General features: G+C 73.1%; 19 protein-coding genes and 1 other RNA gene. 8 read left to right on the top strand and 12 right to left on the bottom strand.

Features of this window, described 5'->3' with window-relative positions:
* Positions 1 to 47: 47 nt before the first annotated feature.
* Positions 48 to 383, top strand: coding sequence for a hypothetical protein (locus IEZ20_RS03510; protein WP_189294557.1), 336 nt, complete (start codon positions 48 to 50; stop codon positions 381 to 383).
* Here IEZ20_RS03510 and IEZ20_RS03515 read toward each other — a convergent pair.
* From IEZ20_RS03515 to IEZ20_RS03525, 3 genes are all read right to left on the bottom strand, one after another.
* A complete protein-coding gene (locus tag IEZ20_RS03515; RefSeq protein WP_189294558.1) occupies positions 328 to 2496 on the bottom strand; it encodes a bifunctional polysaccharide deacetylase/glycosyltransferase family 2 protein in 2169 nt (722 codons plus the stop codon). The genes IEZ20_RS03510 and IEZ20_RS03515 overlap by 56 nt on opposite strands.
* Before the next feature lie 19 nt (positions 2497 to 2515).
* Positions 2516 to 3355, bottom strand: coding sequence for a hypothetical protein (locus IEZ20_RS03520; protein ID WP_229895850.1), 840 nt, complete (start codon positions 3353 to 3355; stop codon positions 2516 to 2518).
* 470 nt (positions 3356 to 3825) lie between these two features.
* The gene (locus IEZ20_RS03525) at positions 3826 to 4830 is read right to left on the bottom strand and encodes a LysR family transcriptional regulator (protein ID WP_189294559.1); all 1005 of its coding nucleotides are present in this window, start codon (positions 4828 to 4830) and stop codon (positions 3826 to 3828) included.
* A gap of 84 nt (positions 4831 to 4914) precedes the next feature.
* Here IEZ20_RS03525 and IEZ20_RS03530 point away from each other — a divergent pair, with 84 nt between their 5' ends.
* Positions 4915 to 6147, top strand: a complete 1233-nt coding sequence (locus tag IEZ20_RS03530) for an MFS transporter (protein WP_189294560.1) — start codon at positions 4915 to 4917, stop codon at positions 6145 to 6147.
* Between the two features lie 65 nt (positions 6148 to 6212).
* Here the strand turns inward: IEZ20_RS03530 and ssrA are convergent.
* The 5 genes from ssrA to ftsE all read right to left on the bottom strand — a co-directional run bounded on the left by ssrA (position 6213) and on the right by ftsE (position 10209).
* Positions 6213 to 6582, bottom strand: a transfer-messenger RNA (tmRNA) gene (gene ssrA / locus IEZ20_RS03535).
* Positions 6583 to 6695: 113 nt separating this feature from the next.
* Positions 6696 to 7238 (bottom strand): SsrA-binding protein SmpB, encoded by a 543-nt coding sequence (gene smpB / locus IEZ20_RS03540; RefSeq protein ID WP_229895860.1) that lies wholly within the window; start codon positions 7236 to 7238, stop codon positions 6696 to 6698.
* Positions 7239 to 7306: 68 nt separating this feature from the next.
* Positions 7307 to 8491 (bottom strand): S41 family peptidase, encoded by a 1185-nt coding sequence (locus IEZ20_RS03545; protein ID WP_189294561.1) that lies wholly within the window; start codon positions 8489 to 8491, stop codon positions 7307 to 7309.
* Between the two features lie 68 nt (positions 8492 to 8559).
* Positions 8560 to 9477 (bottom strand): permease-like cell division protein FtsX, encoded by a 918-nt coding sequence (ftsX, locus tag IEZ20_RS03550; protein ID WP_189294562.1) that lies wholly within the window; start codon positions 9475 to 9477, stop codon positions 8560 to 8562.
* Between the two features lie 42 nt (positions 9478 to 9519).
* Positions 9520 to 10209, bottom strand: a complete 690-nt coding sequence (ftsE, locus tag IEZ20_RS03555) for a cell division ATP-binding protein FtsE (RefSeq protein WP_030610589.1) — start codon at positions 10207 to 10209, stop codon at positions 9520 to 9522.
* Between the two features lie 263 nt (positions 10210 to 10472).
* Between ftsE and IEZ20_RS03560 the strand changes: the two genes are divergently transcribed.
* Entirely contained in the window at positions 10473 to 10673 is a 201-nt protein-coding gene (locus IEZ20_RS03560; RefSeq protein ID WP_189294563.1) for a hypothetical protein, read from the top strand.
* A 103-nt stretch (positions 10674 to 10776) separates the two neighbouring features.
* Here the strand turns inward: IEZ20_RS03560 and IEZ20_RS03565 are convergent, their stop codons facing one another.
* The 4 genes from IEZ20_RS03565 to IEZ20_RS03580 all read right to left on the bottom strand — a co-directional run bounded on the left by IEZ20_RS03565 (position 10777) and on the right by IEZ20_RS03580 (position 16244).
* Complete coding sequence (locus tag IEZ20_RS03565) at positions 10777 to 11727, bottom strand: hypothetical protein (RefSeq protein ID WP_189294564.1); 951 nt, start codon at positions 11725 to 11727, stop codon at positions 10777 to 10779.
* A gap of 294 nt (positions 11728 to 12021) precedes the next feature.
* The gene (gene prfB, locus IEZ20_RS03570; RefSeq protein ID WP_189294565.1) at positions 12022 to 13128 is read right to left on the bottom strand and encodes a peptide chain release factor 2; all 1107 of its coding nucleotides are present in this window, start codon (positions 13126 to 13128) and stop codon (positions 12022 to 12024) included.
* Positions 13129 to 13190: 62 nt separating this feature from the next.
* The gene (locus IEZ20_RS03575; protein ID WP_189294566.1) at positions 13191 to 14417 is read right to left on the bottom strand and encodes a serine/threonine-protein kinase; all 1227 of its coding nucleotides are present in this window, start codon (positions 14415 to 14417) and stop codon (positions 13191 to 13193) included.
* Between the two features lie 111 nt (positions 14418 to 14528).
* Entirely contained in the window at positions 14529 to 16244 is a 1716-nt protein-coding gene (locus IEZ20_RS03580; RefSeq protein WP_189294567.1) for a serine/threonine-protein kinase, read from the bottom strand.
* A gap of 306 nt (positions 16245 to 16550) precedes the next feature.
* Between IEZ20_RS03580 and IEZ20_RS03585 the strand changes: the two genes are divergently transcribed.
* From IEZ20_RS03585 to IEZ20_RS03605, 5 genes are all read left to right on the top strand, one after another.
* Positions 16551 to 20144, top strand: a complete 3594-nt coding sequence (locus IEZ20_RS03585) for an FHA domain-containing protein (protein ID WP_189294568.1) — start codon at positions 16551 to 16553, stop codon at positions 20142 to 20144.
* A gap of 172 nt (positions 20145 to 20316) precedes the next feature.
* Positions 20317 to 20484 carry a hypothetical protein gene (locus IEZ20_RS03590; protein WP_189294569.1) on the top strand — a complete coding sequence of 56 codons (168 nt, stop codon included), beginning with the start codon at positions 20317 to 20319 and terminating at the stop codon, positions 20482 to 20484.
* Positions 20484 to 21863, top strand: a complete 1380-nt coding sequence (locus IEZ20_RS03595) for an ABC transporter substrate-binding protein (RefSeq protein WP_189294570.1) — start codon at positions 20484 to 20486, stop codon at positions 21861 to 21863. The genes IEZ20_RS03590 and IEZ20_RS03595 overlap by 1 nt, the downstream gene beginning before the upstream one ends.
* Before the next feature lie 7 nt (positions 21864 to 21870).
* Positions 21871 to 23214, top strand: a complete 1344-nt coding sequence (locus tag IEZ20_RS03600) for a carbohydrate ABC transporter permease (RefSeq protein ID WP_373303881.1) — start codon at positions 21871 to 21873, stop codon at positions 23212 to 23214.
* 91 nt (positions 23215 to 23305) lie between these two features.
* Complete coding sequence (locus IEZ20_RS03605) at positions 23306 to 24214, top strand: carbohydrate ABC transporter permease (protein ID WP_189294572.1); 909 nt, start codon at positions 23306 to 23308, stop codon at positions 24212 to 24214.
* The last annotated feature ends 128 nt before the right edge of the window (positions 24215 to 24342 follow it).

Here is a 24342-nt window from a genome sequence, read left to right on the forward strand (position 1 = left end):
CTCAAGTGGTTTGGAGAGCGCGGCCCGCGGCGGCGAGCATGATCGGTATGAAGGGATTCGCGGGATTCAGCAAGCGGCAGGACCTCGTACTGGTCATCCGGGACTCCGACCTCGTCGCGGCGGCGCTGCGCGAGGCCTTGGACGGGGCCTCGGAGGAGGAGCGGGCCGGGCTGGAGCGGGCGGTCGCCATCGTCGAGGAGACCGCCGGCGCCGGCGAGGGGCGGCTTCGGGCCGACTGGGTCCGCGCCCGGCTGGCCGACGTCGGCTTCACCGGGGACATCACCTCCGTCGCCGCCATCAAGGCGCTGCGGCAGGCCGAGCCGGCGCTCAGTCTGCTGGCCGCGGTGCAGTTGCAGAAGGAAGCGGTGGCCCACCCGGAGTAGAGGCCGGCGGTGCCGTCACCCCGCCCGTGCGGCGGAGCTTCTGCCAGCGCAGTCGGCCGCCGGTCAGGGCGGTGATCCAGGACTGGAGGAGGACGACGTACATGAGCTGGCGGTAGAGGAGCTGCTGGAGGGGGAGGGCGAGGAGCGGGGTGAGGCGCTCGCGGTCGAGGTGGAAGGCGTAGGCCGCGCAGGCCGCCTGGACGGCCAGGACGGCGCACCAGGCCGCGATCGTCTTCCCAGTCGGGCCGAAGACGAGGCCGTAGACGAGGAACAGGTCGATCAGGGGGGCCAGGAGCGGGGCGACGACCGTGAAGAGGGAGACCAGGGGCAGGCCGACGCGGCCGAAGCGGCCCGACGGACCCCTCTCGAACAGCGCGCGCCGGTGCTTCCAGATCGCCTGCATGGTGCCGTACGACCAGCGGTAGCGCTGGGACCACAGCTGCTGGACCGTCTCCGGCGCCTCCGTCCACGCCCGGGCCTTCTCGGCGTACACCACCCGCCAGCCGTCGCGGTGGAGGGCCATCGTGACGTCGGTGTCCTCGGCGAGCGTGTCGTCGCTCATGCCGCCGACCCGCTCCAGCGCCGAGCGGCGGAACGCCCCGACCGCGCCCGGGATCGTCGGCATGCAGCGCAGGATGTCGTACATCCGGCGGTCGAGGTTGAAGCCCATCACGTACTCGATGTGCTGCCAGGCGCCGATGAGCCGGTTCTTGTTGCCGACCTTGGCGTTGCCGGCGACCGCGCCGACGCGCGGGTCGGCGAAGGGCTGGACGAGTTCACGGACCGTGGCGGGCTCGAAGACCGTGTCGCCGTCCATCATCACGACCAGGTCGTACCGGGCGGCGGCCACGCCCCGGTTGAGCGCGGCGGGTTTGCCCGCGTTGGCCTGGCGGATCACGCGGACCTCGGGCAGGCCGAGCGCCTCGACGATGTCCGCGGTGCCGTCGCCGGAGCCGTCGTCGATGACGAGCACCTCGATGGGGTGCTCGCTGCGCATCAGGGAACGGACCGTGTTCTCGATGCACTTGGCCTCGTTGTACGCCGGTACGAGCACCGACACCGGCTCGGTGACCGGCCCCTCGCCCCAGCGGAAGCCGGGACGCCGGGTGCGGCGGGCGTGGGCGCCGGACAGCAGCAGCATCAGGGCGAAACGGCCGAGGACGAGGACGCCGACGGCGGCCAGGCCGACGACGAGGGCCGTGGTGATGTCGTCGGACGCCCGCACCAGGAAGACCCAGGCCTTCCCCTTCCACAGGTCGAGGCCCGTGACCTCGGTGTCCGCGCTCGGTGCGCGCAGCGCGCCGGTGAGGGTCTGGAAGGTGTAGCCCTGCTGCTGGAGCCGGGGCAGCAGCCGGTCCAGCGCCTGTACGGTCTGGTGCCGGTCGCCGCCCGAGTCGTGCATCAGGACGACCGCGCCCCGGCCGCCGTGCGGGGTGGCGTTGCGGAGGATCCGCTCGACGCCCGGCTTGCGCCAGTCCTCGCTGTCGGCGTCGTCCACGACGGTGAGGTAGCCACGGCTGCCGATGTACCGCGTGACCGGCCAGGACCTGTTGTCGATCGCGTCGGCGGAGGACGAGTACGGCGGCCGGAACAGCGAGCTGCGGATACCGGCCGCTCCGGCGAGCGCCAGCTGGTTCTGGGACAGCTCCCAGTCGATCCGCTTCGTGGAGTGGTACGACAGGTCGGGGTGGCCGAAGGTGTGCAGGCCCACCTCGTGCCCCTCCTCGACCATGCGCCGGACCAGCTCGGGGTGGCGGGAGGTCATGGTGCCGGTCACGAAGAAGACCGCGTGCGCGTGGTGCTTCTTCAGCACGTCCAGGACCTTCGGGGTCCAGGTCGGGTCGGGACCGTCGTCGAAGGTGAGGACGATGTGGTGGTCGGGGATGCGCAGGCTGCGGGCGCGGTCGTGGCGGGTGTCGATGACCGGGCCGCCGTCCAGGATCCGCCGCGGCACGTCGTCGTTCGCGGCGGCGGGGCGGACGCGGTGGTCCGCGAGGATCTCGTTGTGCACGTAGCCGCGCAGCATCAGCATCGCCAGCGTGGCGGCGAGGACCACGAGGGGCAGCAGGTAGCGCAGCGGCAGCCGGGTACGGCGCCGGGGGTGTGAGGCCATCTGAGGGGGTTCCGCCTGGTCAGAGGGAGAGCTTGGGGTGCGGGTGCCGGGTGCGGCCGGGCGGGGTGTGCGCGGGGCCCGTCGGGGTCGGCGTGGGCGCCGGAGCGGTGGCGGTGCCGGTGGCGGACGGGACCGGGGACTCGCCGGCGGTCGGTGCGGCCGGGGACGCGGAGTCCGTGGCGCCGGGCGCGGTGGAGGTGCCGGGCGTCGGCTCGGCGGGAGCGGACGCGTCGGCCCCGGTGGCGGCGTCGGCGGGGGCCCCGCTGCCGGGTACGGCGGTGCCGGTCGCCGCGGCGCCCACGGCCGGTCCGGTCAGCGCGCCGGTTCCGGGCGGGGCCGGGGTCGTGGAGGCGCTGGGCAGCGGGGAGGTGTCCACCTTGCCGGCCGGCTTGTCCTCTCTCTGGCCCGGCACCGGCAGCCAGGGGGCGGCGGAGTTGCCGGACAGCAGGGTGGCGACGATGACGGCGGCGTAACCGGCACAGGCCACGCCCACGGCCACACCGAGCCGACGGAAACGCCGGCTACGACGCCCCGACGCATCCACGAACACCGGCCCGTCGGACCGACGGACCTCACCCACGGCCGACCCCGGCTCGTGCACGGCCGTCTGCGGACCCGCAGGGGCGATACGGACGTCCTCCAGCTGGACGGTCACGTCGTCCGGACCGGAGAGCGCGGCGGGCTGGGCGGAGCCGGGGGTGGCGTCGGCGGGCTCGGGGCGCTCAGGGGCAGCCTCGGCGGACTCGGGAGCGCCGTCGGCAGGCTCAGGGGCGCCGTCGGCGGGCTCGGAGGGCACGGCAGGTTCGGCCGGCTTGGTGGGCGCGGCAGCCTCGGCCAGCACGGCGGGCACGGCGGGCACGGCGGGTCCGGCAGCCTCGGCGGGCGCGGCAGACGCAGCTGCCTCGGCACCTTCAGTCGACGCGGCAGACCCGGTGGCGCTCTCGGCCGGGCCGGCAGAGGCTGCAGCCTCCGTCGGCTCCGAAGCCCCGGGGGGCTCAACGGCCTCCGGGGCCTCAGCGACAGCCCCCGCCGACTCGACGGCAGCCTCTGCCGACTCGGCAGTCTCAGCGGGCTCGGCCGACTCAGCGGGCTCAGCCGACTCAGTGGGCTCCGTCGGCTCCGTGCAACGCGCGGCCGAAAGCATCCGTTCCTCATCCCCGTCCGCAGACGCAGCGGTCCTAGCGGACGCGACTTCCCGCCGCTCAGGTTGGGCGTCTTCAGGACATTTCTTCACGCGCGCACATCCCCCCACGGGACCGTTCGAAGGGTGCGCTCACGATCCGGGCCTCCGTCGATGGACCAGGCCCCCACCCGGTCCGAGCGCCCCCATCACCACCCTGTGCCCGGGCCATGAATGTAGCGCACGTCGTTCATCACCTCCTCATCCATGGCCGGAATCCACCCCCCGGCAGGCCGCCGCAGCCACCCCTCCGCCCGGGCGATCTCGGCCACCGCCGTCCGCAGTGCGGTCAGTCCGGGATGAACCAGCCCTTTCCGCCAGACCAGGGAGACGGGCGACAGCGGAACCGGGTCGACGAGAGGACGCCGTACCGTGCCCGGGAGGGCCGGGAAGTCCACGACGGCGAGTACCGGGTGCCGGGTCTTCGCCATGACGCGGCGGAACTCCTCGTCCCCGACGGCCAGCGGCAGGGGCGGGGCGAGCCGGACGGCGTGCCGGTCGAAGAGCCGTACGGCCAGCTCGGTCCACTCCCGGGTGCGCGGGTTGCCGGCACCGGCGTACACCGTCTCCCCGGCCAGCGCGGACAGCGGCACCTCGGCCGACCCGGCCAGCGGGTGGTCCTCGGGCAGGAGCACGGCCATCGGCTCGTACCGCACCGGCTGCTGCTCCAGCCCGGAGCGGAGCGCCGGGTCGAGGCCGGCGAACCGGCCGAAGGAGACGTCCAGGCGGCCGGCGAGCAGGTCGGCGGCGGCTTTGGTGAGGCCGCTCTCGTAGCGGGCCATCAGCTCGCAGTCGGGGGCGAGTTCCCGGGCCCGGTGCAGGACGCGGCGGCCGGTGAGCATGCCGGGTGAGTTGAGGTCGACCAGCAGGGGGCGGGCCTGGCCGGCCGCGAACGCGGCGAGCAGGTCGTCCTGGGCGGCTAGGACCCGGCGCGCGTGCGGCAGCAGCCGTTCGCCGTCCGGGGTCAGCGTGACCTGCCGGGTGGTCCGGACGAACAGCTCGGCGCCCAGCTCCCGCTCCAGCCGCCGTACGTCCCGGCTGAGCGCCTGCTGGGCGACGTAGAGGCGGGCCGCGGCCCGGGTGAAGTGCAGTTCCTCGGCGACGGTCACGAAGGCGCGCAGCAGGCGGGGGTCTATGTGAGCGGGAGCGGGCATGCCGACGAACTTACAACGCGGGTGCGTGAATCGGCACGCGGAAGGTGTTGGACCCGGTGATCCACTCCGGGGGACCGTGGAGCCATGCCGCAACAGACCGCCGAAGACAGACAGATACCACCCACCGCTCGGCACACCACCGGATACCGCTACCTCTTCGCTCTTCCCGGCGCCCGCCGCTTCACCGCCGGCAACCTCCTCGCCCGCCTCCCCATCGGCATGTTCAGCGTGAGCGCGGTCGTGATGATCGCCGGGTCACGGGGCTCGTACGCCCTCGCCGGTGCCGTCACCGCGACCGGGCTCGCGGCGACCGCGGTGGCCGGGCCCCTGCTCGCCCGGCTGGTGGACCGGCACGGACAGGCCCGCGTCGCGCTGCCGGCCACGGTGGTCTCGGTGCTGGGCAGCCTCGCCCTGCTGCTGTGCGTCCGCTACGACGCCCCCGGCTGGTCCCTGTTCGCCGCCTATGCCGGCACCGCGGCCACCCCCAACATCGGCGGTCTCTCCCGCGCCCGCTGGGCCCATCTGCTGCGCGGCGAACCGGGCGCCCTGCACACCGCGAACGCCTTCGAGCAGGCCGCGGACGAGCTGTGCTTCATGCTCGGACCGGCCCTGGCGTCCTTCCTGACCGGCGCGTTCTTCCCGGAGGCGGGCACACTGGCCGCGGCGGTGCTGCTGCTCGCCGGCATGCTGCTGTTCACCGCCCAGCGGGCGACCGAGCCGCCGCCGACGCCCCGCTCGCAGGGGCCCTCGCCGCTGCGCAGCCCGGGCATCCCGCCCCTGCTGGTCTGCTTCGCCGCGACCGGCGCGGTGTTCGGCTCCATGGAGGTCGTCACGATCGCCTACGCCGACGCCCAGGGGCATCGCGCGGCGGCCGGTGCCGTGCTCGCGCTCCAGGCGGCCGGCTCGTGCGCGGCGGGGCTGGCGTTCGGGGCGCGGAAGCCGGAGGGGGTGCGCTTCTCCTGGTGCCTGGCCGCCATGGCCGCGCTCATGACCCTGCCGTGGGCCGCCGCGGGCCTCGCCGGTTCGCTCTGGGCACTGGCGGCCGCGCTGCTGGTCGCGGGCATGGCGACGGCACCGACGATGGTGACGGCGATGACGCTGGTGCAGAAGCGCACCCCGGCCGACCGGCTGAACGAGGGGATGAGCCTGATGGTGACGGGGCTGCTCACCGGGATCGCGGCCGGCTCGGCGGCGGGAGGCTGGGCGGCGGAGCACCTCTCCCCCGCCTCGGCGTACGCCGTGCCGGTGGCGGCGGCCACCCTCGCGCTGGGGGTTGCCTCGCTCACCCGCACCGGCGGGGTGCGGGGAACCCCATGACAAAGGCCCCGCCGCGAGAAGCGACGGGGCCTTTGCCCACATGGGGTGTGACCCCCGGAGGGGCCTCGTGGAGATGGCGGGAATCGAACCCGCGTCCAACGGTGCGGAATCAGGGCTTCTCCGTGTGCAGTCCGCTGCGATTTTCTCGGCCCCGGAGATCACGCGGACAAGTCTCCGACGGGCTCAGTCACTGTTTGATTTCCCTCTACACCCCGTGACCGGGCCTAGAGGTTTAGTTCCCTAGCTGATGCCAGGATCCGGGTCGGGAACAGCCCCGGGCTGACACTTCGCAAGTCGCTACTTAGGCAGCGAGGGCGAAGGAATCGCGCTTGGTGTTGGCGATTATTTTTTGCGACATATGGTTTACGAGATCATTGCCGCTTCCTCGACACGCTTCCCCTGCTTCGACAGCCGCTGTCGAAACCGATCATCCCCATGTTGATTTTTCAATCCCCTCCGTGGAGGGTTCGCGCACCCTCTGTGGGGTGCACTGCCATCGTACGTGACCAACGCCCGACGATGCCAGCCTATTCCCGGGGGCCGGCCGGCTAGGCGCCGCGCTGCTTGCGCTTCGCCGCCGAGATCGCCCGGTCCGCCTCCCGCCGGTCCTGCTTCTCGCGCAGCGTCTGCCGTTTGTCGTACTCCTTCTTGCCCCGTGCGAGAGCGATCTCGGCCTTCGCCCGGCCGTCCTTGAAGTAGATGGCGAGGGGCACGATCGTGTGTCCCGTCTCCTGGGACTTCGCCTCCAGCTTGTCGATCTCCTCGCGGTGCAGGAGCAGCTTGCGCTTGCGGCGCGCGGAGTGGTTGGTCCAGCTGCCCTGGTGGTATTCCGGGATGTGGGCGTTGTGCAGCCACGCCTCGCCCCGGTCGATCTGGACGAAGCCGTCGGCCAGCGAGGTCCGGCCCTCGCGCAGCGACTTGACCTCCGTGCCCATGAGCACGAGCCCGGCCTCGTAGGTGTCGATGATCGCGTAGTCGTGCCGGGCCTTCTTGTTCTGGGCGACGATCTTGCGCTTGCCGCCCTTCTCGCCGTCCCGGGCCTTGGCGGCCCCGCCGCCCTGCTTGGGCTGGGACTCCTTCGGTACGTACATTCCCTTGCTCATAGTGCCGACCATTTTCGCACCACACAGGGGGTCCGAGTACAGCCGATTACGCGAGGCTACGACGGGTCGCCGAGGCCGGTGAGCACCGTCTCGGCCCGCTCCAGCGCGTGGGTGCCGGCCTCCAGGTCGGGGGTGATGCCCCGGCCGTCGACGGCGTGGCCCAGGGGGGTGCGGTAGTGGCCGACGGTCAGCTCGGCCACCGAGCCGTCGGGCAGGGTCGTCGGCATCTGGACGGAGCCCTTGCCGAAGGTGCGGGAGCCGATCACCACCGCGCGGCCCCGGTCCTGGAGGGCGCCGGTGAGCAGCTCGGCCGCGCTCATGGTGCCGCCGTCGACGAGGACGACCAGGGGGCGGGCGGTGTCGCCGCCGGGAGCGGCGTGCAGGGCGCGCTGGGCGCCGTCGACGTCGTAGGTGGCGACCAGGCCGCCGTCCAGGAAGGCGGAGGCGGTGTCCACCGCCTCGGTGACCAGGCCGCCGGAGTTGCCCCGCAGGTCGAGGACGGTCCGGCCGTCGGCCGGGGTGGTGCGCAGGGCCTCGCGGACCGCGTCGGCGGAGCCCTTGGTGAAGGCGGCGATCTTCAGGACGGTGACCCCGCCGGGCAGCCGGTGCACGGTCACGGGGTCGGTGGACAGCCTGGCCCGGTGCAGGGTCCTGGTCCACGCGCGCGTGCCGCGCTCCAGACCGAGGGTGACCGTCGTACCGGCCGGGGCGTCCGCCGCCTCCCCGCGCAGCGCGTCACCGCGCAGTAACGCGACCACCTCGGTGACCGGCCGCCCGTCGACCGCCTGGCCGTCGACGCTGCGCAGCCGGTCGCCGGTGCGGATCCCGGCGTCGGCGGCGGGCGATCCGGGCTGCACGCGCGTGACCTCGACCCGGCCGTCCGGCGCCTGCCGCGCCGACAGGCCGACGCCGGTGTAGCGGCCGTCGAGGGCGTCCTGGAACTCCTCGTACTCGCCCTCGGAGTAGACCGCGGCCCAGCGGTCCCCGCTGCGGCTGACGGCCCGTTCGGCGGCCTCCATCGGGGACTTGCCGTCGGCCATCGCCTCGGCGGCGGCCCGCTCGACGGCCTCGTGCCGGGCGGCCGGCCCCGCCGGACCGACGGCGGTCTTCCGCGCGGAACCGTCGGGTTCGGGGAAGGAGCCGGTGGCGGCGCCGGCGATCAGCACACCGGCGAAGACCAATGTCAGGGCGGCCCCGCGGCGGACGCGGCGGGGCTGACAGAACGGGTCACGGCCTGACATGGCGGCGAGTCTAGGGCAACGCGAAGGGGCCGTACGGCCGGATGACCGTACGACCCCCTTGGCATGCGTCACACCTTGAGGTACTTGCGCAGGGCGAAGAACGCCGCGAGCGAGGGCATCAGCACACTGGTCGCGAGGATGAGCGGCAGCTTGGTCAACACCGCGTCCCAGCCGACGAAGTTGATGAGCGTCAGCTTGTGGGACAGCTCCATGCCGTGGTCGATGGTGAAGTACCGGCCGACCACGAGCGCCACACAGGCGAGGCCGCCGCCGATGAGCCCGGCGACCGCGGCCTCGGCGATGAACGGCGCCTGGATGTAGAAGCCCGAGGCACCGACCAGGCGCATGATCCCGGTTTCGCGCCGACGGCTGAACGCCGAGACGCGCACGGTGTTGACGATCAGCAGCAGCGCGACGATCAGCATCATCGCCATCACGCCGAGCGCGCCCCGGTTCATCAGGTTCAGCAGCTGGAAGAGGTTGTCCAGGATGCCCTTCTGGTCCTGCACCGACTGCACGCCGTCGCGCCCGTTGAACGCGGTCGCGATCACCTGGTACTTCTGCGGGTCCTTGAGCTTGATCCGGTAGGACTCCTGCATCTGGTCCGGCGTGAGCGAGCCCGCCAGCGGGGAGTTGCCGAACTGCTCCTTGTAGTGCTTGTAGGCCTCGTCCTGCGATTCGTAGGTCACCTTCTCGACGACCTGCATCTGCTTGAGGTCCGCGAGGATCTGCTTCTTCTGGTCCTCGGTGACCGCGCCCTTGGCGCAGTGCACGTCGTTCTCCGCGTCGTGCTTGTTGCACAGGAAGATCGAGACGTTGACCTTGTCGTACCAGTAGCCCTTCATGGTGCTCACCTGGTCGCTCATCAGCAGCGAACCGCCGAACAGGGCCAGGGACAGGGCGACGGAGACGATGACGGCGAAGGTCATCGTCAGGTTGCGGCGGAGACCGACACCGATCTCCGACAGGACGAACTGGGCGCGCATGGCGGGTTCTTCAGGCCTTTCGGGAACTGGGTGCTGGTGCGGTCAGTGCTGGTAGCCGTAGACGCCGCGGGCCTGGTCGCGGACGAGGCGGCCCTTCTCCAGCTCGATGACGCGCTTGCGCATCTGGTCCACGATGTTCTGGTCGTGCGTCGCCATGATGACGGTGGTGCCCGTGCGGTTGATGCGGTCGAGCAGCTTCATGATGCCGACGGAGGTCTGCGGGTCGAGGTTGCCGGTGGGCTCGTCGGCGATGAGCAGCTTCGGCCGGTTGACGAACGCGCGCGCGATGGCGACGCGCTGCTGCTCACCGCCGGACAGCTCGCCGGGCCTGCGGTCCTCCTTGCCGCCGAGCCCGACGAGGTCGAGCACCTGCGGTACGGACTTGCGGATCTCGCCGCGGGACTTGCCGATGACCTCCTGCGCGAAGGCCACGTTCTCCGCGACCGTCTTGTTCGGCAGCAGCCGGAAGTCCTGGAAGACCGTGCCCAGCTGGCGTCGCATCTGCGGCACCTTCCAGTTGGACAGCCGGGCGAGGTCCTTGCCCAGCACGTGCACCTGGCCGTGGCTGCACCGCTCCTCGCGGAGGATGAGCCGCAGGAAGGTGGACTTTCCGGAGCCGGAGGACCCCACGAGGAAGACGAACTCGCCCTTCTCCACCTCCAGGGAGACATCCCTGAGTGCGGGCCGGGTCTGCTTGGGGTAGACCTTGGAGACGTTGTCGAATCGGATCACGGATGCACCACGGGTCGCCGGGGGTAGATGAGCGTGACCATACGCGAACCGGGTGTGCAAGTGCAGTCGCGGGTTGAGGTTGGGCAAGACTTGTACGTTTTTGTACCGGCCGCCGCTCCGGGCCCGTTCCCGGCAGGCCCCGCGCACGGTCCGCGGGAACCTGGCACAGTGGAAGGGAAACGAAGGAGCACGGGAACGCGGGGGAACGTTCTCGTCGCCGCGAACGTTGTACATGTGATGGCCGGTGCAAGGAGGGCGAGCGCATGACGTACGACCGGTTGGTGTGCGCGAACTGCGCGGCGCCCGTGAACGAGGGCCGGTGCCCGGTGTGCCGTGCCAACCGCGAGCGTCTGCAGCAGCAGGGCTTCCTCGGGGGCCTGAACGGGCTGAACCCGATGGCGTTGATCGCGCTGCTGGCGGTGCTGATCGCCGCGGTGGCGCTGCTGGCGCACCAGACCGTGTGACCGGGTGAGAAACCCCGTCCAAGCGTCGTAAAGGGCCCGGAGCGCCAAGCTCCGGGCCCTTCGCCGTGCACTGTGCGTGCGCTGCGCGACCGTGTGGCTACGGTCAGGCGGCGGCGCCGCCCCGGCCGCTCACCAGACGCGGCAGGACACGGAAGCCGATACCGCCGGCGATCATGGTGGCCGCGCCGACGAGCAGGAACGCGGTCTGGCCGGCACCGGTCTCGGCGAGCTGCTTGCCGCCGCCCTGCGCCGAGTCGTCGGAACCGGTCGCGGTCAGCGCGGAGGAGCCTTCGGCCTGCGGCACGTTGTTGTTGCCGCCCTCGGGCCCGGTGTGGTTACCGCCGGTGCTGCCGGAGCCACCGTCGGTGGAGCCGCCGCCGATGCCGCCGGTGCTGCCGGTGTTGCCGGAGCTGCCGTCGGTGGAACCGCTGGTGCCGCTGTCGCCACCGGAGTTTCCGTTACCGCCGGAGTTTCCGTTACCGCCGGAGTTGCCGTTGCCACCGGAGTTGCCGTTACCACCGGAGTTGCCGTTACCACCGGAGTTGCCGTTACCACCGGAGTTGCCGTTACCACCGGTCGCGGCGTCGCCGCCCGTGGCCGCGTCACCGCCGGTCGCGGCGTCGCCACCGGTCGCGGCGTCACCGCCGGTCGCAGCGTCACCGCCGGTCGCAGCGTCACCACCGGTCGCGGCGTCACCGCCCGTGGCAGCGTCGCCACCGGTTGCAGCGTCACCGCCCGTGGCAGCGTCACCGCCGGTCGCAGCGTCACCACCCGTGGCCGCGTCGCCGCCCGTCGCGGCGTCGCCGCCGCTGGCAGCCGCGCCGCCCGAGCTGTCGGTACCGCCGTCGGTGCAGATACCGATCGGGCAAGGGTCGCCGCCGCCGTCGGTGTTGCCGCCGTCGGCGCCGACACCGCTCACGCCGAGGCTGATCGGACCCGCCTGGACATCGAGGTCCAGGGCGGAAGCCGCGCCGGCCGCGGTCAGCGACGCACCGGCCGCGATCACGGCGCCGGCGGCTATCCGCGCGACCCGGATCCGCGTCTTCTTCGTCATATGGTTGCTACCCCCAGTAGCTGTACGTCAATGAGGCTTCGCGTGGGGCGTGCCGTGATCGACGGAGGCAGCTGGTGACGAAGAGCGTCAACTCGATCCCCCGGTTCACATGCGCCCCTCAAGCACGCATGCCGCGCCTCACCCTTCCCATTTTTCAAAGCAACGTCAAGGGCGTTGCGGGCGCAATGTCCGGTGGGGTGGCGTTTGCGGGGAGATGAAAGCTGTGAGTGTGATGTAAAACCCAGACAAATGACAACTGCCGCCCCTCGGGCGGCAGTTGTCATGTCGACAAAGTTACTTCTCCTGCTGCTTGCGCCAGCGAATCCCGGCCTCCAGGAACCCGTCGATCTCGCCGTTGAACACGGCCTCCGGGTTGCCCACCTCGTGCTCGGTGCGCAGGTCCTTGACCATCTGGTAGGGGTGCAGCACGTAGGAACGCATCTGGTTGCCCCAGGAGTTGCCGCCGTCGCCCTTGAGGGCGTCCATCTTGGCCTGCTCCTCCTGCCGGCGCCGCTCCAGCAGCTTGGCCTGGAGGACGTTCATCGCGGTGGCCTTGTTCTGGATCTGCGACCGCTCGTTCTGGCAGGAGACCACGATGCCCGTGGGGAGGTGCGTGATGCGGACCGCGGAGTCGGTCGTGTTGACGCCCTGGCCGCCGGGGCCGGAGGACCGGTAGACGTCGATGCGCAGCTCGGACTCGTCGATCTCGACGTGGTCGGACTGCTCGACGACCGGGAGCACCTCGACGCCCGCGAAGGAGGTCTGCCGGCGGCCCTGGTTGTCGAAGGGCGAGATGCGCACGAGGCGGTGCGTGCCCTGCTCGACGGAGAGGGTGCCGTAGGCGTACGGCGAGTGCACGGCGAAGGTGGTCGACTTGATGCCGGCCTCTTCGGCGTACGACGTCTCGATCAGCTCCGTCTTGTAGCCGCGCTGCTCGGCCCAGCGCAGGTACATGCGCTGGAGCTTCTCGGCGAAGTCGGCGGCGTCGACGCCACCGGCCTCGGCGCGGATGTTGACGAGCGCCTCACGGGCGTCGTACTCGCCGGACAGGAGGGTACGGACCTCCATCTCGTCCAGCGCCTTGCGTACGGCGGCCAGCTCGGACTCGGCCTCGGCGCGGGTGTCCGGGTCGTCCTCCTCCTCGGCCATCTCGAAGAGGACCGCCAGGTCGTCGATCCTCCCGCGCAGCGTCTCCGCCTTCCTGACCTCGGCCTGGAGGTGGGAGAGCTTGCTGGTGATCTTCTGTGCCTCGTCCGGGTTGTCCCACAGGGACGGGGCCGCCGCCTGCTCCTCAAGCACGGCGATATCTGCCCTCATCTTGTCGAGGTCCAGGACGGCCTCGATCGACTCCATGGTCGAGGAGAGGGACTTCAGCTCTTCGGATACATCGACGACTGCCACGCCTTCCAGCGTAACGGCTCCGCCGAGCGGCGGGGGCCGGGCTGCACCCGGCACCTGCCGGGTCAGGGGGCCGACGTGCTGTGCGACGGCCGGGGCGGCTCGGAGTCGCCGTCGGCGGACGCCCACCACGCGCCGACACCCACGACAGCCGCCAGCACCACCCCGGCCACTGCCAGCGTCACCCGGCGCCTGCGCACCGCGGCCCGGTGGCGGGCCGAGCCCGGACGGGGCGCGCCGGCGGCGCGGGGCGCGCGTGCCGTCCCGTGGGCTCCGCCGGCCAGCTCGTCCGGCGCCGGGACCCGCATCGACGTGTGCGTGTCGCGGTTGGAGTCCGGCTTGGCGCCGGGGACCAGCGAGACCGCGCCCCGGCGTCGTACCGGCTCGCCCCCGGAGGGGGCCGACGGCGCCGGTTCCTCGGGGTCGTCCTCGGCGAGGCCCGGGTCGTCGACGTCCAGCGGCGGCATCCCGGCCAGCATGGGCAGCTGCTCGCGCAGCCGCGCCGCCAGCTCCGAGGCGCGCAGCCGGGACGCGGGGGCCTTGGCCAGGCACTGCACCAGCAGCTGCCACAGCTCCTCGGGGATGCCGGGCAGCGGTACGACGGTCTCGGTCACGTGCCGTCGCAGCACCGCGCCGGGGTGCCCGCCGCCGAAGGGGGTGAAGCCGGCCAGCAGCTCGTACAGGACCGTCGCGAGGGCGTAGATGTCCACGGCGGCCCGGGGCGGCAGGCCCTCGACGATCTCGGGGGCCAGGTAGTCCGGTGTGCCGATGATCTTCGTGGCCCGGGTGCGCTTCGGGGAGTCGATCAGCTTGGCCACCCCGAAGTCCGTCAGCAGCGCCGGGTGGGCGCCGCCCGGCCCGAGCGGGCCCTGCATGTCGAGCAGGACGTTCTCCGGCTTGACGTCCCGGTGGACGACCCCGGCCGCGTGGGCCGCGGCCAGCGCGTCGGCGACGTCGGCGACGATCGCCACGGCCGCCTCGGGGGCGAGCCGCCGCTCCCGCTCCAGCCGGGTGCGCAGGTCGGTGCCGCGCACGAGGTCCATGACCAGCGCCAGGTCGTTGCCGTCCACCACCAGGTCGCGGACGGTGACGATGTGCGGGTGCTCCAGGCCGAGCAGCGCGGTGCGCTCCTGCACGAAGCGTCCGACGAGCTCCTGGTCGGAGGCGAGGTCCTCACGCAGCAGCTTGATGGCGACGGGGCCGTCCGGTCCCTCGCCGAGCCACACCGTGCCGGCGCTCCCCCGCCCCAGGATCTGGTTCGCGGTGTACCGGCTGCCGATCTTCCGTGCCAAGACTGCTCCTACAGACGCGTGTTGTCGCCAAAACTACGCGTCCGAGGAGCCAACCTTCACCGCGGAGACGGAAATCACCCGGCAGATGTCGACAAATCCCTAAACCAGCGATCAGTTTCCGCTGCCCGAGGAGCCGCCGAGATCCTTGATCCAGCCGCCGACCTTGCCGACCCAGTCGCTCATCTGGTCCCAGTAGCCCTTGCCCGTGCCGATCCAGTCCTGGAGCGGGGTCAGCTCCCAGATCAGCCAGCTCGCCACGATCAGGATGACGATCGTGAACAGGCAGCCCTTCAGACAGCCCAGCCCGGGGATCTTCATCGGGTTGGCGCTGCGCTGCCGCGGCGCCCGCGGCTCGGGGGCGGGCCGCTCGGACCGCGGCGGCCGCTGGGGCTGCTGCGGCGGGGCGTACTGCTGGGGCTGCTGCTGCGGATAGCCGTAGCCGGGGGCCTGCGGCGCCCGCTGCCGGCCGCGCGGCTGCGGCTGCTGCGGGCGGGCCTGCGGGGCCGGGCGCGGCTGCTGCTGGGGCCGGGCCACCTGCCGCTGGGGGCGGCGGCGCAGCGGGTCCTCGTCCGGGTCCAGGTACTGGATCTGCGTCTGGTCGTTGCGGTCGCGGGCGGCCCGCAGCTGCGTCTGCCACGGGTGCGGCTGCTCGGGCGGCTGCTGCCCCTGCTGGCCCTGCTGCCCGTACTGCCCCTGCTGACCCTGCGGGACCGGCGGCAGGACGGCCGTCGGGTCCGCCGCGCCCGTGTTCGGCAGGACGGCGGTGGGGTCGGCGGCACCGGCCGGGCCGCCGGTGTGCGGCAGCACGCTGGTCGCCGCGTTGGGGTCGTGCTGGCCGTACGCCCCCTGCGGCGCGTTCGTCGGCAGTACCTGGGTGGGGTCGGCGGCGCCGGGCACCCCCGGGACGGCGGCCGGGGCCGGGTCGGGGGCGAGCAGCGCGCCGACGCCCTCGGCGGCGGCGATCTGCGCGGCGTTCGCGTGCACCCCGACGCCCTCGGCGACCACCCGCAGGGCCCGCGCCAGGTTCTCGGCGCTCGGCCGTTCGTCCGGGTTCTTGCGCAGGCAGCGCTCTATGACCGTCCACAGCGGGTCCGGGACGGTGGAGGGGCGGCGCGGCTCGGCGCTCAGGTGCTGGTGCAGGACCTCCAGCGCGGTGCCGCCGCCGAACGGCGGGCGGCCGGTGACCAGTTCGTACAGCAGGATGCCGGCGCCGTAGATGTCGACGGCGGAGGTCTGCGGGCGGCCCTCGGCGGACTCCGGGGCGACGTACGCGGGCGTGCCGACGAACTCGTGGGTGCGGGTCAGGCCCGGGGAGTCGGCGAGGCGGGCGATGCCGAAGTCGGTCAGCATCGGGTGCATCTGGCCGTCGCCCTGCTGGAGCAGCACGTTGGCGGGCTTCAGGTCGCGGTGGACGACGCCGTCGGCGTGGCTCGCGGCGAGCGCGTCGGCGATCTGGGCGGTCAGCAGGGCCGCGGCGACGGGCGTGAAGGGGCCGTTCTCGCGCAGGTAGCGGTGCAGGTCGGGGCCCTCGACGAGGTCCATGACCAGGGCCAGCAGATCGCCCTCGACGACCAGGTCGCGGACCCGGACGATGTTGGGGTGGGTGAGCCGGAGCAGCACGGACCGCTCGCGCAGGAAGCGCATCACGATGTCCGGGTCGCTCGCCAGCTCCTCCTTCAGGACCTTGATCGCGACCGTCTCTCCCGGCTGTCCGGGCACGGCCGCCTCGGCACCCGCGGTCTCCCTCTGGCGGGCACGCCAGACGGTGCCTGTGGCGCCGCGTCCGAGCGGCTCCTCAAGCAGGTACTTGCTGCCGACTGGCCGCACGTCACGCGCTCCCTGCTGGTCGCTGTTGCTTGTCTGCCTGCATTCCGTTTGTTCCGACCCACTGTAGTGCCGCCCCTCGCGGCGTCAGGTGCTCGACGGGAAGACGCACGGCCCGGTCCGCTGGTTGCCGGCAGCGGACGTGACCGATCTCAACTGATCGCCGGCGTCCGCTTGGTCAGGCACTTTTGGGGGCAGAGCCGACCAATCAAGATCACTTGTTACCGGGTTCGGGGCGCGCTGTCGGTGGCAGGTGCGAGGATGCCTTCCAGTACTGGTACTTGCCGACGTGCTCGTGTTGGGGTGGGGATGCAGATCCGGCTGACCGTCGTGGACCCGCTCGGTCCGGCACCGCAGCGGGGTCGCGCCACGAGCCGCGACGTTCTGGTCACGGCACCGGCGGGCACGGAGCTGGCCGCGGTCGCGTCGGCGCTGGCCGGGGCGGTCACCGGCGAGGGCGGCGCGGGACGGGAGGCCGGCGGCGCGTCCGTGGTGCTGTACGCGGGCACCGAGCGGCTCGACCCCCGGCGCAGCACACTCGGCGAGCCCCCGCTGGTCGACGGCGCGGTGCTCTCGCTGGGCGCCCCCGCCGCCCCGGAGCCGCACCCCGAGCTGGACGACGCGCCGACCCGGCTGCACGTGGTCGCCGGCCCCGACGCGGGCGGGGTCCACCTGCTGCACGGCGGCCGGATCACCGTCGGCCGGTCCGTCGACGCCGACGTCCCCCTGGACGACCCCGACGTCTCCCGGCTGCACTGCGCGGTCACCGTCGGCACGGACGGCCGCGTCTCGGTCACCGACCTCGGCTCCACGAACGGCACGACCCTGGACGGCGTGCGGGTGACGGACCGGCCGGTCCGGGTCCCCGCCGGGAGCCTGCTGCGGATCGGCGAGTCCGCGCTGCGGGTCACTCCGGCCGGCGGCCCCGGGATACGGGTGCGGACGGTGGCCGACGGGGAGGGATGCGTCCGGGTCGCCGTGGGCGGGGAGGGTTCCGCTTTCCCCTCCGGACCGGCCGGGCCGCAGGCGCCGGCCGGTGCGGGCGGTCCGGGCGGTCCGGAGCAGGGGCCGGGCCCGGCGGCCGGGACGGTGTCCGGCCGCGACGGACGTCCCGGCGCGGGCACAGCGCCCTCCGGGGCCGCCGGCCCCGACGGGGTGCAGCACGCCTACGACGCCCATGGGTCCGCCGGCTGGAGCGCGGGGGCGCAGGAGCACCGGCGGGGCCCCTCGGCCGTGGTGCCCGGGCAGGGTGGGGCGCCGCGCGTGGAGAGCCGGGGCGGCGCTCCCGGTCCGGCGGCCGGCGGGGACACCCACGCGGGGCGCTTCGGCGTCGGCGGTCCGGACGGGCTGCCGGGAGCCGCCGCGTACGGCAGCGGGGACACCCGGGCGTACGGACGCGAGGACACCCCGCGCGCGAACACCTCCCTCGAGGACGCCCCCTTCGACGACGGGAACCCCAGGGGCAGCGCGCCCAGGGGCGCCGACTCCGCGCAGGGCGCCCGGCGGCGCGGGCTCGGCGCCTGGGCGCGCCGGCTGGCCGGCGGGCGCGGGGAGCAGCAGGCCGGCCCCGAGGCGTACGCCGGCACGGCCGCCGGCGCGCCCCACGCCCCGGCGTCCGGTGCCCCGCGGCGCCCGGAGACCTGGCCGGACCCGGCCGCACTGCTGCTGACCGCGCTGGGCCCCGGGCCCCGGCTGTGGGAGCGCGGGCCCGGACACCCCGAGGCGCTGACCGTGCGGCTCGGCACGGCCGACCGGAGCACCCCGGACGGCTCGGGCCTGCTGCCCGCGGTCCCGGTGACCGCCGCGCTGCGCGAGGCGTGCGCGCTGGGCCTGGCCGGCCCGCGCCCCCGGCTGTCCGGGCTGGCCCGCGCGGTGCTGGCCCAGCTCGCCGCGCTGCACTCGCCCGACCTGCTGGAGATCGTGCTGATCAGCGCGGACCACTCGCGGCCGGTGGCGGACCGCACGGCCGAGTGGGCCTGGCTGGGCTGGCTGCCGCACGTCCGGCCGGGCCACGGCCAGGACTGCCGGCTGCTGCTGGCCTACGACCGCGAGCAGGCGGCGGCCCGCACGGAGGAGCTGCTCCGCCGGCTGGAGGACCACGCGGCGACGGGCCGCACGACGGCCCACCCCGCCCGCCCCCGGGACACGGCCCCGGCGGCCCCCGCAGCCCCGGCCGGCCCGGCGGCCACCGCGGCGGCGACCGGCCCCCGGCCCCCCGCCGGCACCCTCCACGGCACCGCCCCCCACTCCCCCGACGCCGCCGCCGAGGCGGGTGCCCGCCGCCCCTCCTGGGCCAAGGACGACACCGGCGCCCTTGGGTTCGCGGGGCCGTACACCGTGGTCGTCGTGGATGGTGATCCCGGGGGCGCCGCGCTGCGGGAGGGGCTCGCGCGGCTGGCCGTGGCCGGGCCGCGGGCCGGGATCCACGTGGTGTGTCTCGCCGAGACGGAGACCGCCTCGCCGGCCTCCCCGGTGACGCGCACGTACGAGGCCGCGTGCGCGGTGACGCCGACGTTCCGGCACTGCGGTGCCGTGGCCCTGCTCAGCGGGGACGTCGCCGCCACGATCCAGTTGCTGCGGGTCGCCCCGGGGGGTCCCGTCGGCCCCGGTGCGCTCGCCACGGTCGACGCCGTCTCCGCCGCCTGGGCGGAGCGGTTCGCGCGGGCGCTGGCGCCGCTGCGCCCCGACGGCCCGGCCGGCGAGCACCACGCGCGCGTGGCGACACCGCTGCCCCGCTCGGCACGGCTGCTGGACGAGCTGGGACTGGCCCGGGCCACCCCGGCGTCGCTGATGGCGCGCTGGGCGGACGCGGCGGACGACACCGAGTCGCCGGGCGGGCGGGCCCGGGCGGTGCTCGGCGCCGGTCCGCGCGGCCCGGTCACCGTGGACCTCGTGGCCGACGGGCCGCACCTGCTGATCGAGGGCCCGGCCGGCAGCGGCCGTACCGAGCTGCTGCGGACCGTGGTCGCCTCGCTGGCCGCCGCCGAGCGGCCGGACCGGCTGGCCGTGGTGCTGCTCGACGGCCGGGACGGGATCGGCGCGGGCGCCGGACGCGGTGAGGGCCTGCGCGTGTGCACCGACATACCCCATGTCACCACGCACCTGATCGCCAACGATCCCGTGCGGATGCGGGAGTTCGCCCAGTCGCTGGCCGCCGAGCTGAAGCGCCGGGCGGAGCTGCTGGGCCGGACGGACTTCGCCCGGTGGCACGCCGGGCAGGCGGTGGCCGGCCGGATGGTCGCCCAGCGTGCCCCCGGCTCCGGCGGCCTTGCCGCCCAGCGCGGTGCTCCGGCGCCCGGTGCCGCCTCCGGTGACATCGAGTCGCCGCCCAGCTCCACCCTGCGGCTGCGGCCGGGCGCGGCGGCCCGGCAGCGCGCCGCGGCGGCACCGCCGCTGCCCCGCCTGGTGGTGGTCGTCGACGACCTGGACGCGCTGGTCTCCCCGGCACTCGGCTCACCGGGCCGGCCCGCCGCCGGGTCGGTGATACGGGCGCTGGAGGCGGTGGCCCGGGACGGCGAGCGGCTCGGGGTGCACCTGGTCGCGGCGGCCGGGACCGGGGGTCGTACGGCGGAGTCCGAGCCGGCGCGCCGGGCGGCCCTGCGGGTCACGCTGGACGACCCGCAGCCGGGGCCGGACCAGCCGGCGCCGGGCCGGGGCACGCTGGCGTCCGCGGACGGGCGGACCGTGGGCTTCCAGGGCGGCCGGGTCACGGGCCGGATCCCGCGTACCGCGACGCAGCGGCCCACGGTCGTCCCGCTGGACTGGCAGCGCATGGGCGACCCGCCCACCCGCCGGCCCGTGCGGGAGCTGGGCAACGGCCCGACCGACCTCGCGCTGCTGGCGAGCGCGGTGGAACGGGCGGCCCGGGAGGTCGCGGCGGCGGAGGTGCCCTCCCTCCTCTGACGTCTCCGAGCGGGCCTCCGGCTTCTCCGACCGAGCGCGTCATCGCGTTCTCCGAGCGAGCGCGTCACCCCTCCAGGTGAACCTGTGGCCCGCGGGGGATCCGGACGCGCCGTCCGCTGTCGGAAAATCGGGACGCATACACCCCTGGTCACGAGCCGGTCACGATGAGCCCGTGGACACCGCAGGCGCTCTTGCCCGCCCGGAGCGGCCCGGCGTACACCGGACCGCACGGGACAGAGTTCTGACGTTCAACACGTTCAAGACGTTCAAGAACTTCAAGACGTTCAAGACGTTCAAGACGTTCAAGACGTTCAACGGAGAACGACGAACGGGGAAGTGATGCGCAGCAAGAGCAGCACGTTCCGGACACACAGGGCCGTCGCCACACTCGCCGCACTGCTCGCGGGAGCCCTCGCGCTCTCCGCCTGCTCCGGCAGCGACAACGACAAGAAGGACAACGGGGAGAAGACCGGCGGGGCCACCGGCTCCACCGTGACCCTGCCGAAGCTGAACGGCGCCAGGCTGGAGGTGGCCGCCGTCTGGACCGGCGCGGAGCAGGCCAACTTCAAGAAGGTCCTCGCCGAGTTCGAGAGGCGGACCGGCGCCAAGGTCACCTTCGTGCCCGCGCAGGACCCGATCATCAACTTCCTCGGTTCCAAGATCGCGGGCGGTCAGCCGCCGGACGTCGCGCTGCTGCCGCAGCCCGGCGCCATCAAGCAGGCTGTCGACAAGGGCTGGGCGAAGCCCCTGAACGCCGGCGTCCAGGCCGAGCTGGCCAAGAACTACACGCAGGGCTGGCAGGACATCGGCAAGGTCGGCGGCAAGCAGTACGGCGTCTACTACAAGGCCGCCAACAAGTCGCTGATCTGGTACAACGCCAAGGTTTTCGAGAACGCGGGCGCCCAGGAGCCGAAGACCTGGAAGGACCTGCTGACCGCCTCCCGGGCGGTGTACGACTCCGGGGTCACCCCCTTCTCCGTGGCCGGCGCCGACGGCTGGCCGCTGACCGACTGGTTCGAGAACGTGTACCTGTCCCAGGCGGGGCCGCAGAAGTACGACCAGCTGGCCCAGCACAAGATCAAGTGGACCGATCCGTCGGTGAAGCAGGCGCTGACCACGCTCGCCGGGATCTGGGGCAGGAAGGACTATCTCGCGGGCGGCCAGAAGGGCGCGCTGCAGACGGAGTTCCCGCAGTCGGTCACCCAGACCTTCACCGGCGGCGACCAGCCGAAGTCCGCGATGGTGTACGAGGGCGACTTCGTGCAGGTGAACATCGGGGAGACCAAGGCGAAGGTGGGCACGGACGCGAAGGCGTTCCCGTTCCCGGCGGTCGGCGCGAGCGCGCCGGTGGTCTCCGGCGGTGACGCGGCGGTGATCCTGAAGGACTCGAAGGCGGCGCAGGCCCTGGCCACCTTCCTCGCCTCCCCGGACGCGGCCACGATCCAGGCCAAGCTCGGCGGCTACCTCTCGCCGAACAAGAACGTGCCGCTCTCGGCGTACCCGAACGCGGTGCAGCAGAAGATCGCCAAGGCGCTGATCGCGTCCGGCGACGACTTCCGCTTCGACATGTCCGACCAGGCCCCGCAGGCCTTCGGCGGGACGCCCGGCAAGGGTGAGTGGAAGGACCTCCAGGACTTCCTGAAGAACCCGGGTGACGTGGCGGGCGCGCAGGCGAAGCTGGAGAAGGACGCGGCGGCGGCGTACGGGAACGGGGGCTGATCCGGCCATGGCGTCGGCAGCGGCGGCCGGGGCCCCACCGGGCCCCGCCGCACCCCGCAGTCGCAGGAGCGTGACCGGTACCCGCAGGACGGTGGCAGCGCTGTTCCTGCTGCCCGCGCTGGTGCTGCTCGGTGCGCTCGTGGTCTACCCGATCGGGTACTCGCTGGTCCGCAGCTTCTCCAACGCCTCCGGCGACGGTTTCGCCGGGATCGACAACTACAAGACCCTCTTCACGGACGACGGCATCCGCACGGCGCTGAAGAACAACGTCCTGTGGGTGGTGTTCGCGCCGACCGTGTCCACCGCGCTCGGTCTGGTCTTCGCGGTGCTGACCGAACGGGTGCGCTGGGGAACGGCGTTCAAGCTGGTCGTCTTCATGCCGATGGCGATCTCGATGCTGGCCGCCGGGATCATCTTCCGGCTGGTGTACGACCAGGACCCGGACAAGGGGGTCGCGAACGCGGTGTGGGTGGGCGTGCACGACACGTTCGCGCAGTCGTCGGCGTTCCCCAAGGCGCACCCGGGCCGCGACTCGCCCCTCCGTCCGGACCGGGGAGGATTCGTCACCGAGGCGGCCGTGCACGCCGGGCAGCCCGTCTTCCTGCCCCTCGTCGGCGTCGCGCCGGACCAGCTGCCGGACGGCGTGAGGAAGGCCGTCGCCGCGAAGCCGGAGCCGGGGAAGGTCACCGGCACCACCTGGCAGGACTTCACCCGCGGCAAGGGCGTCGGCAGGCTCGGCGCGCCGGACCCGTCCGAGGTCGGCTATGCCGGGATGCGGATCGAGGCGGTGAAGGACGGCACGGTGGTCGCCTCCACCAAGGCCTCCGCCGACGGCACCTTCACGCTGCCCGCGGCGGCCGACGGGGCCCGGCTCCGACTGCCCGCGAGCAACTTCAGGGAGCCGTACAACGGGGTCGACTGGCTCGGCCCGGCGCTCGTGACGCCGTCGATCATCGGGGCGTACGTGTGGATGTGGGCGGGCTTCGCGATGGTGCTGATCGCGGCCGGGCTCGCGGGCGTGCCCCGGGAGCTGCTGGAGGCGGCCCGGGTGGACGGCGCCTCCGAGTGGCAGGTGTTCCGCAAGGTCACGGTGCCGCTGCTGGCACCGGTGCTGGCGGTCGTCGTCGTCACCCTGATGATCAACGTGCTGAAGGTGTTCGACCTGGTGTTCATCATCGCGCCGGGCTCCTCCCAGGACGACGCGAACGTGCTGGCGCTGGAGCTGTACCGCAAGGGCTTCGCGGAGGGCCAGCCGGGCATCGCGAGCGCGATCTCGGTGTTCCTGCTGCTGCTGGTGATCCCGGTGATGCTGTTCAACATCCGCAGGCTGCGGCGGGAGGTGCGGCGATGAAGCCGAGCACGCGCCGGGACGGCCGGGGGTCCGGGGGTCGCCCCCCGGGAAGGCACAGCAACATCCGCAGGCTGCGGCGGGAGGTGCGGCGATGACGGCGACCGCCGGAAGCATCGGGAAGGCCGGCCCGGCCGGGACCGTGAAGGCCGGGCGGTCGGTCGGCTCGCGGATCGTGGAGAAGCTGGGCGGCGGACTGGTCCGGGTGGTCCTGATCGTCGTGGGCCTGTTCTGGCTGGTGCCGACCATCGGGCTGCTCGTCTCCTCGCTACGCGCCCCGCAGGACATGAGCGGCAGCGGCTGGTGGACGGTGTTCACCAAGCCGTCCCAGCTCACCGTGGACAGCTACCAGAAGCTGCTGGAGAACCCCGACATCACCAACTCCCTGGTGAACACGGTGCTGATCACGGTCCCGGCGACGATCCTGGTCGTGGTGATCGGGGCGCTCGCCGGGTACGCGTTCGCGTGGATGGAGTTCCCCGGCCGGGACTGGTGGTTCCTGGGGGTGGTGAGCCTGCTGGTGGTGCCCGTGCAGGTGGCGCTGATCCCGATCGCCGAACTGTTCGGCAGGCTCGGCCTGTTCGGGACGATCTTCGGGGTGATCCTGTTCCACACCGGGTTCGGTCTGCCGTTCGCGGTGTTCCTGCTGCGGAACTTCTTCGCGGAGATCCCGCGCGAGCTGCTGGAGGCGGCCCGGCTCGACGGCGCCGGCGAACTCCGGCTGTTCGCACGGGTGGTGATGCCGCTCGGCGGCCCGGCGATCGCGAGCCTCGGCATCTTCCAGTTCCTGTGGGTGTGGAACGACATGCTGGTGGCGCTGGTGTTCACCAAGTCGGGCACGCAGCCGATCACGGTCGCGCTGCAGACGCAGGTACGGCAGTTCGGCAACAACATCGACGTCCTGGCGCCCGGCGCGTTCATCTCCATGGTGATCCCGCTGGCCGTGTTCTTCGCGTTCCAGCGGCAGTTCGTGTCCGGCGTGATGGCGGGCGCGGTCAAATAGCGGCAGGGCAGGGCGTTTTCGGCGGGGCGGGCCTTCGACGGCCCGCCCCGCTGCCGTTCACCGGGTGTCCCCCGAATGCCGTACCGGCCGTAACCAAGTCACTCCACCGGCCGTTCCCGGGCAGAACG

This window comes from Streptomyces cinerochromogenes (genome assembly GCF_014648635.1).
Classification (GTDB): Bacteria; Actinomycetota; Actinomycetes; order Streptomycetales; family Streptomycetaceae; genus Streptomyces; species Streptomyces cinerochromogenes.

Coding starts and splice junctions, on each gene's coding strand:
- IEZ20_RS03605 (WP_189294572.1), top strand. CDS start 23,306: ATGACGGCGACCGCCGGAAGCATCGGGAAGGCCGGCCCGGCCGGGACC.
- ftsX (WP_189294562.1), bottom strand. CDS start 9,477: ATGCGCGCCCAGTTCGTCCTGTCGGAGATCGGTGTCGGTCTCCGCCGC.
- IEZ20_RS03560 (WP_189294563.1), top strand. CDS start 10,473: ATGACGTACGACCGGTTGGTGTGCGCGAACTGCGCGGCGCCCGTGAAC.
- IEZ20_RS03530 (WP_189294560.1), top strand. CDS start 4,915: ATGCCGCAACAGACCGCCGAAGACAGACAGATACCACCCACCGCTCGG.
- IEZ20_RS03515 (WP_189294558.1), bottom strand. CDS start 2,496: ATGGCCTCACACCCCCGGCGCCGTACCCGGCTGCCGCTGCGCTACCTG.
- IEZ20_RS03565 (WP_189294564.1), bottom strand. CDS start 11,727: ATGACGAAGAAGACGCGGATCCGGGTCGCGCGGATAGCCGCCGGCGCC.
- IEZ20_RS03510 (WP_189294557.1), top strand. CDS start 48: ATGAAGGGATTCGCGGGATTCAGCAAGCGGCAGGACCTCGTACTGGTC.
- IEZ20_RS03585 (WP_189294568.1), top strand. CDS start 16,551: ATGCAGATCCGGCTGACCGTCGTGGACCCGCTCGGTCCGGCACCGCAG.
- IEZ20_RS03595 (WP_189294570.1), top strand. CDS start 20,484: ATGCGCAGCAAGAGCAGCACGTTCCGGACACACAGGGCCGTCGCCACA.
- IEZ20_RS03525 (WP_189294559.1), bottom strand. CDS start 4,830: ATGCCCGCTCCCGCTCACATAGACCCCCGCCTGCTGCGCGCCTTCGTG.
- IEZ20_RS03600 (WP_373303881.1), top strand. CDS start 21,871: ATGGCGTCGGCAGCGGCGGCCGGGGCCCCACCGGGCCCCGCCGCACCC.
- IEZ20_RS03545 (WP_189294561.1), bottom strand. CDS start 8,491: ATGTCAGGCCGTGACCCGTTCTGTCAGCCCCGCCGCGTCCGCCGCGGG.
- smpB (WP_229895860.1), bottom strand. CDS start 7,238: ATGTACGTACCGAAGGAGTCCCAGCCCAAGCAGGGCGGCGGGGCCGCC.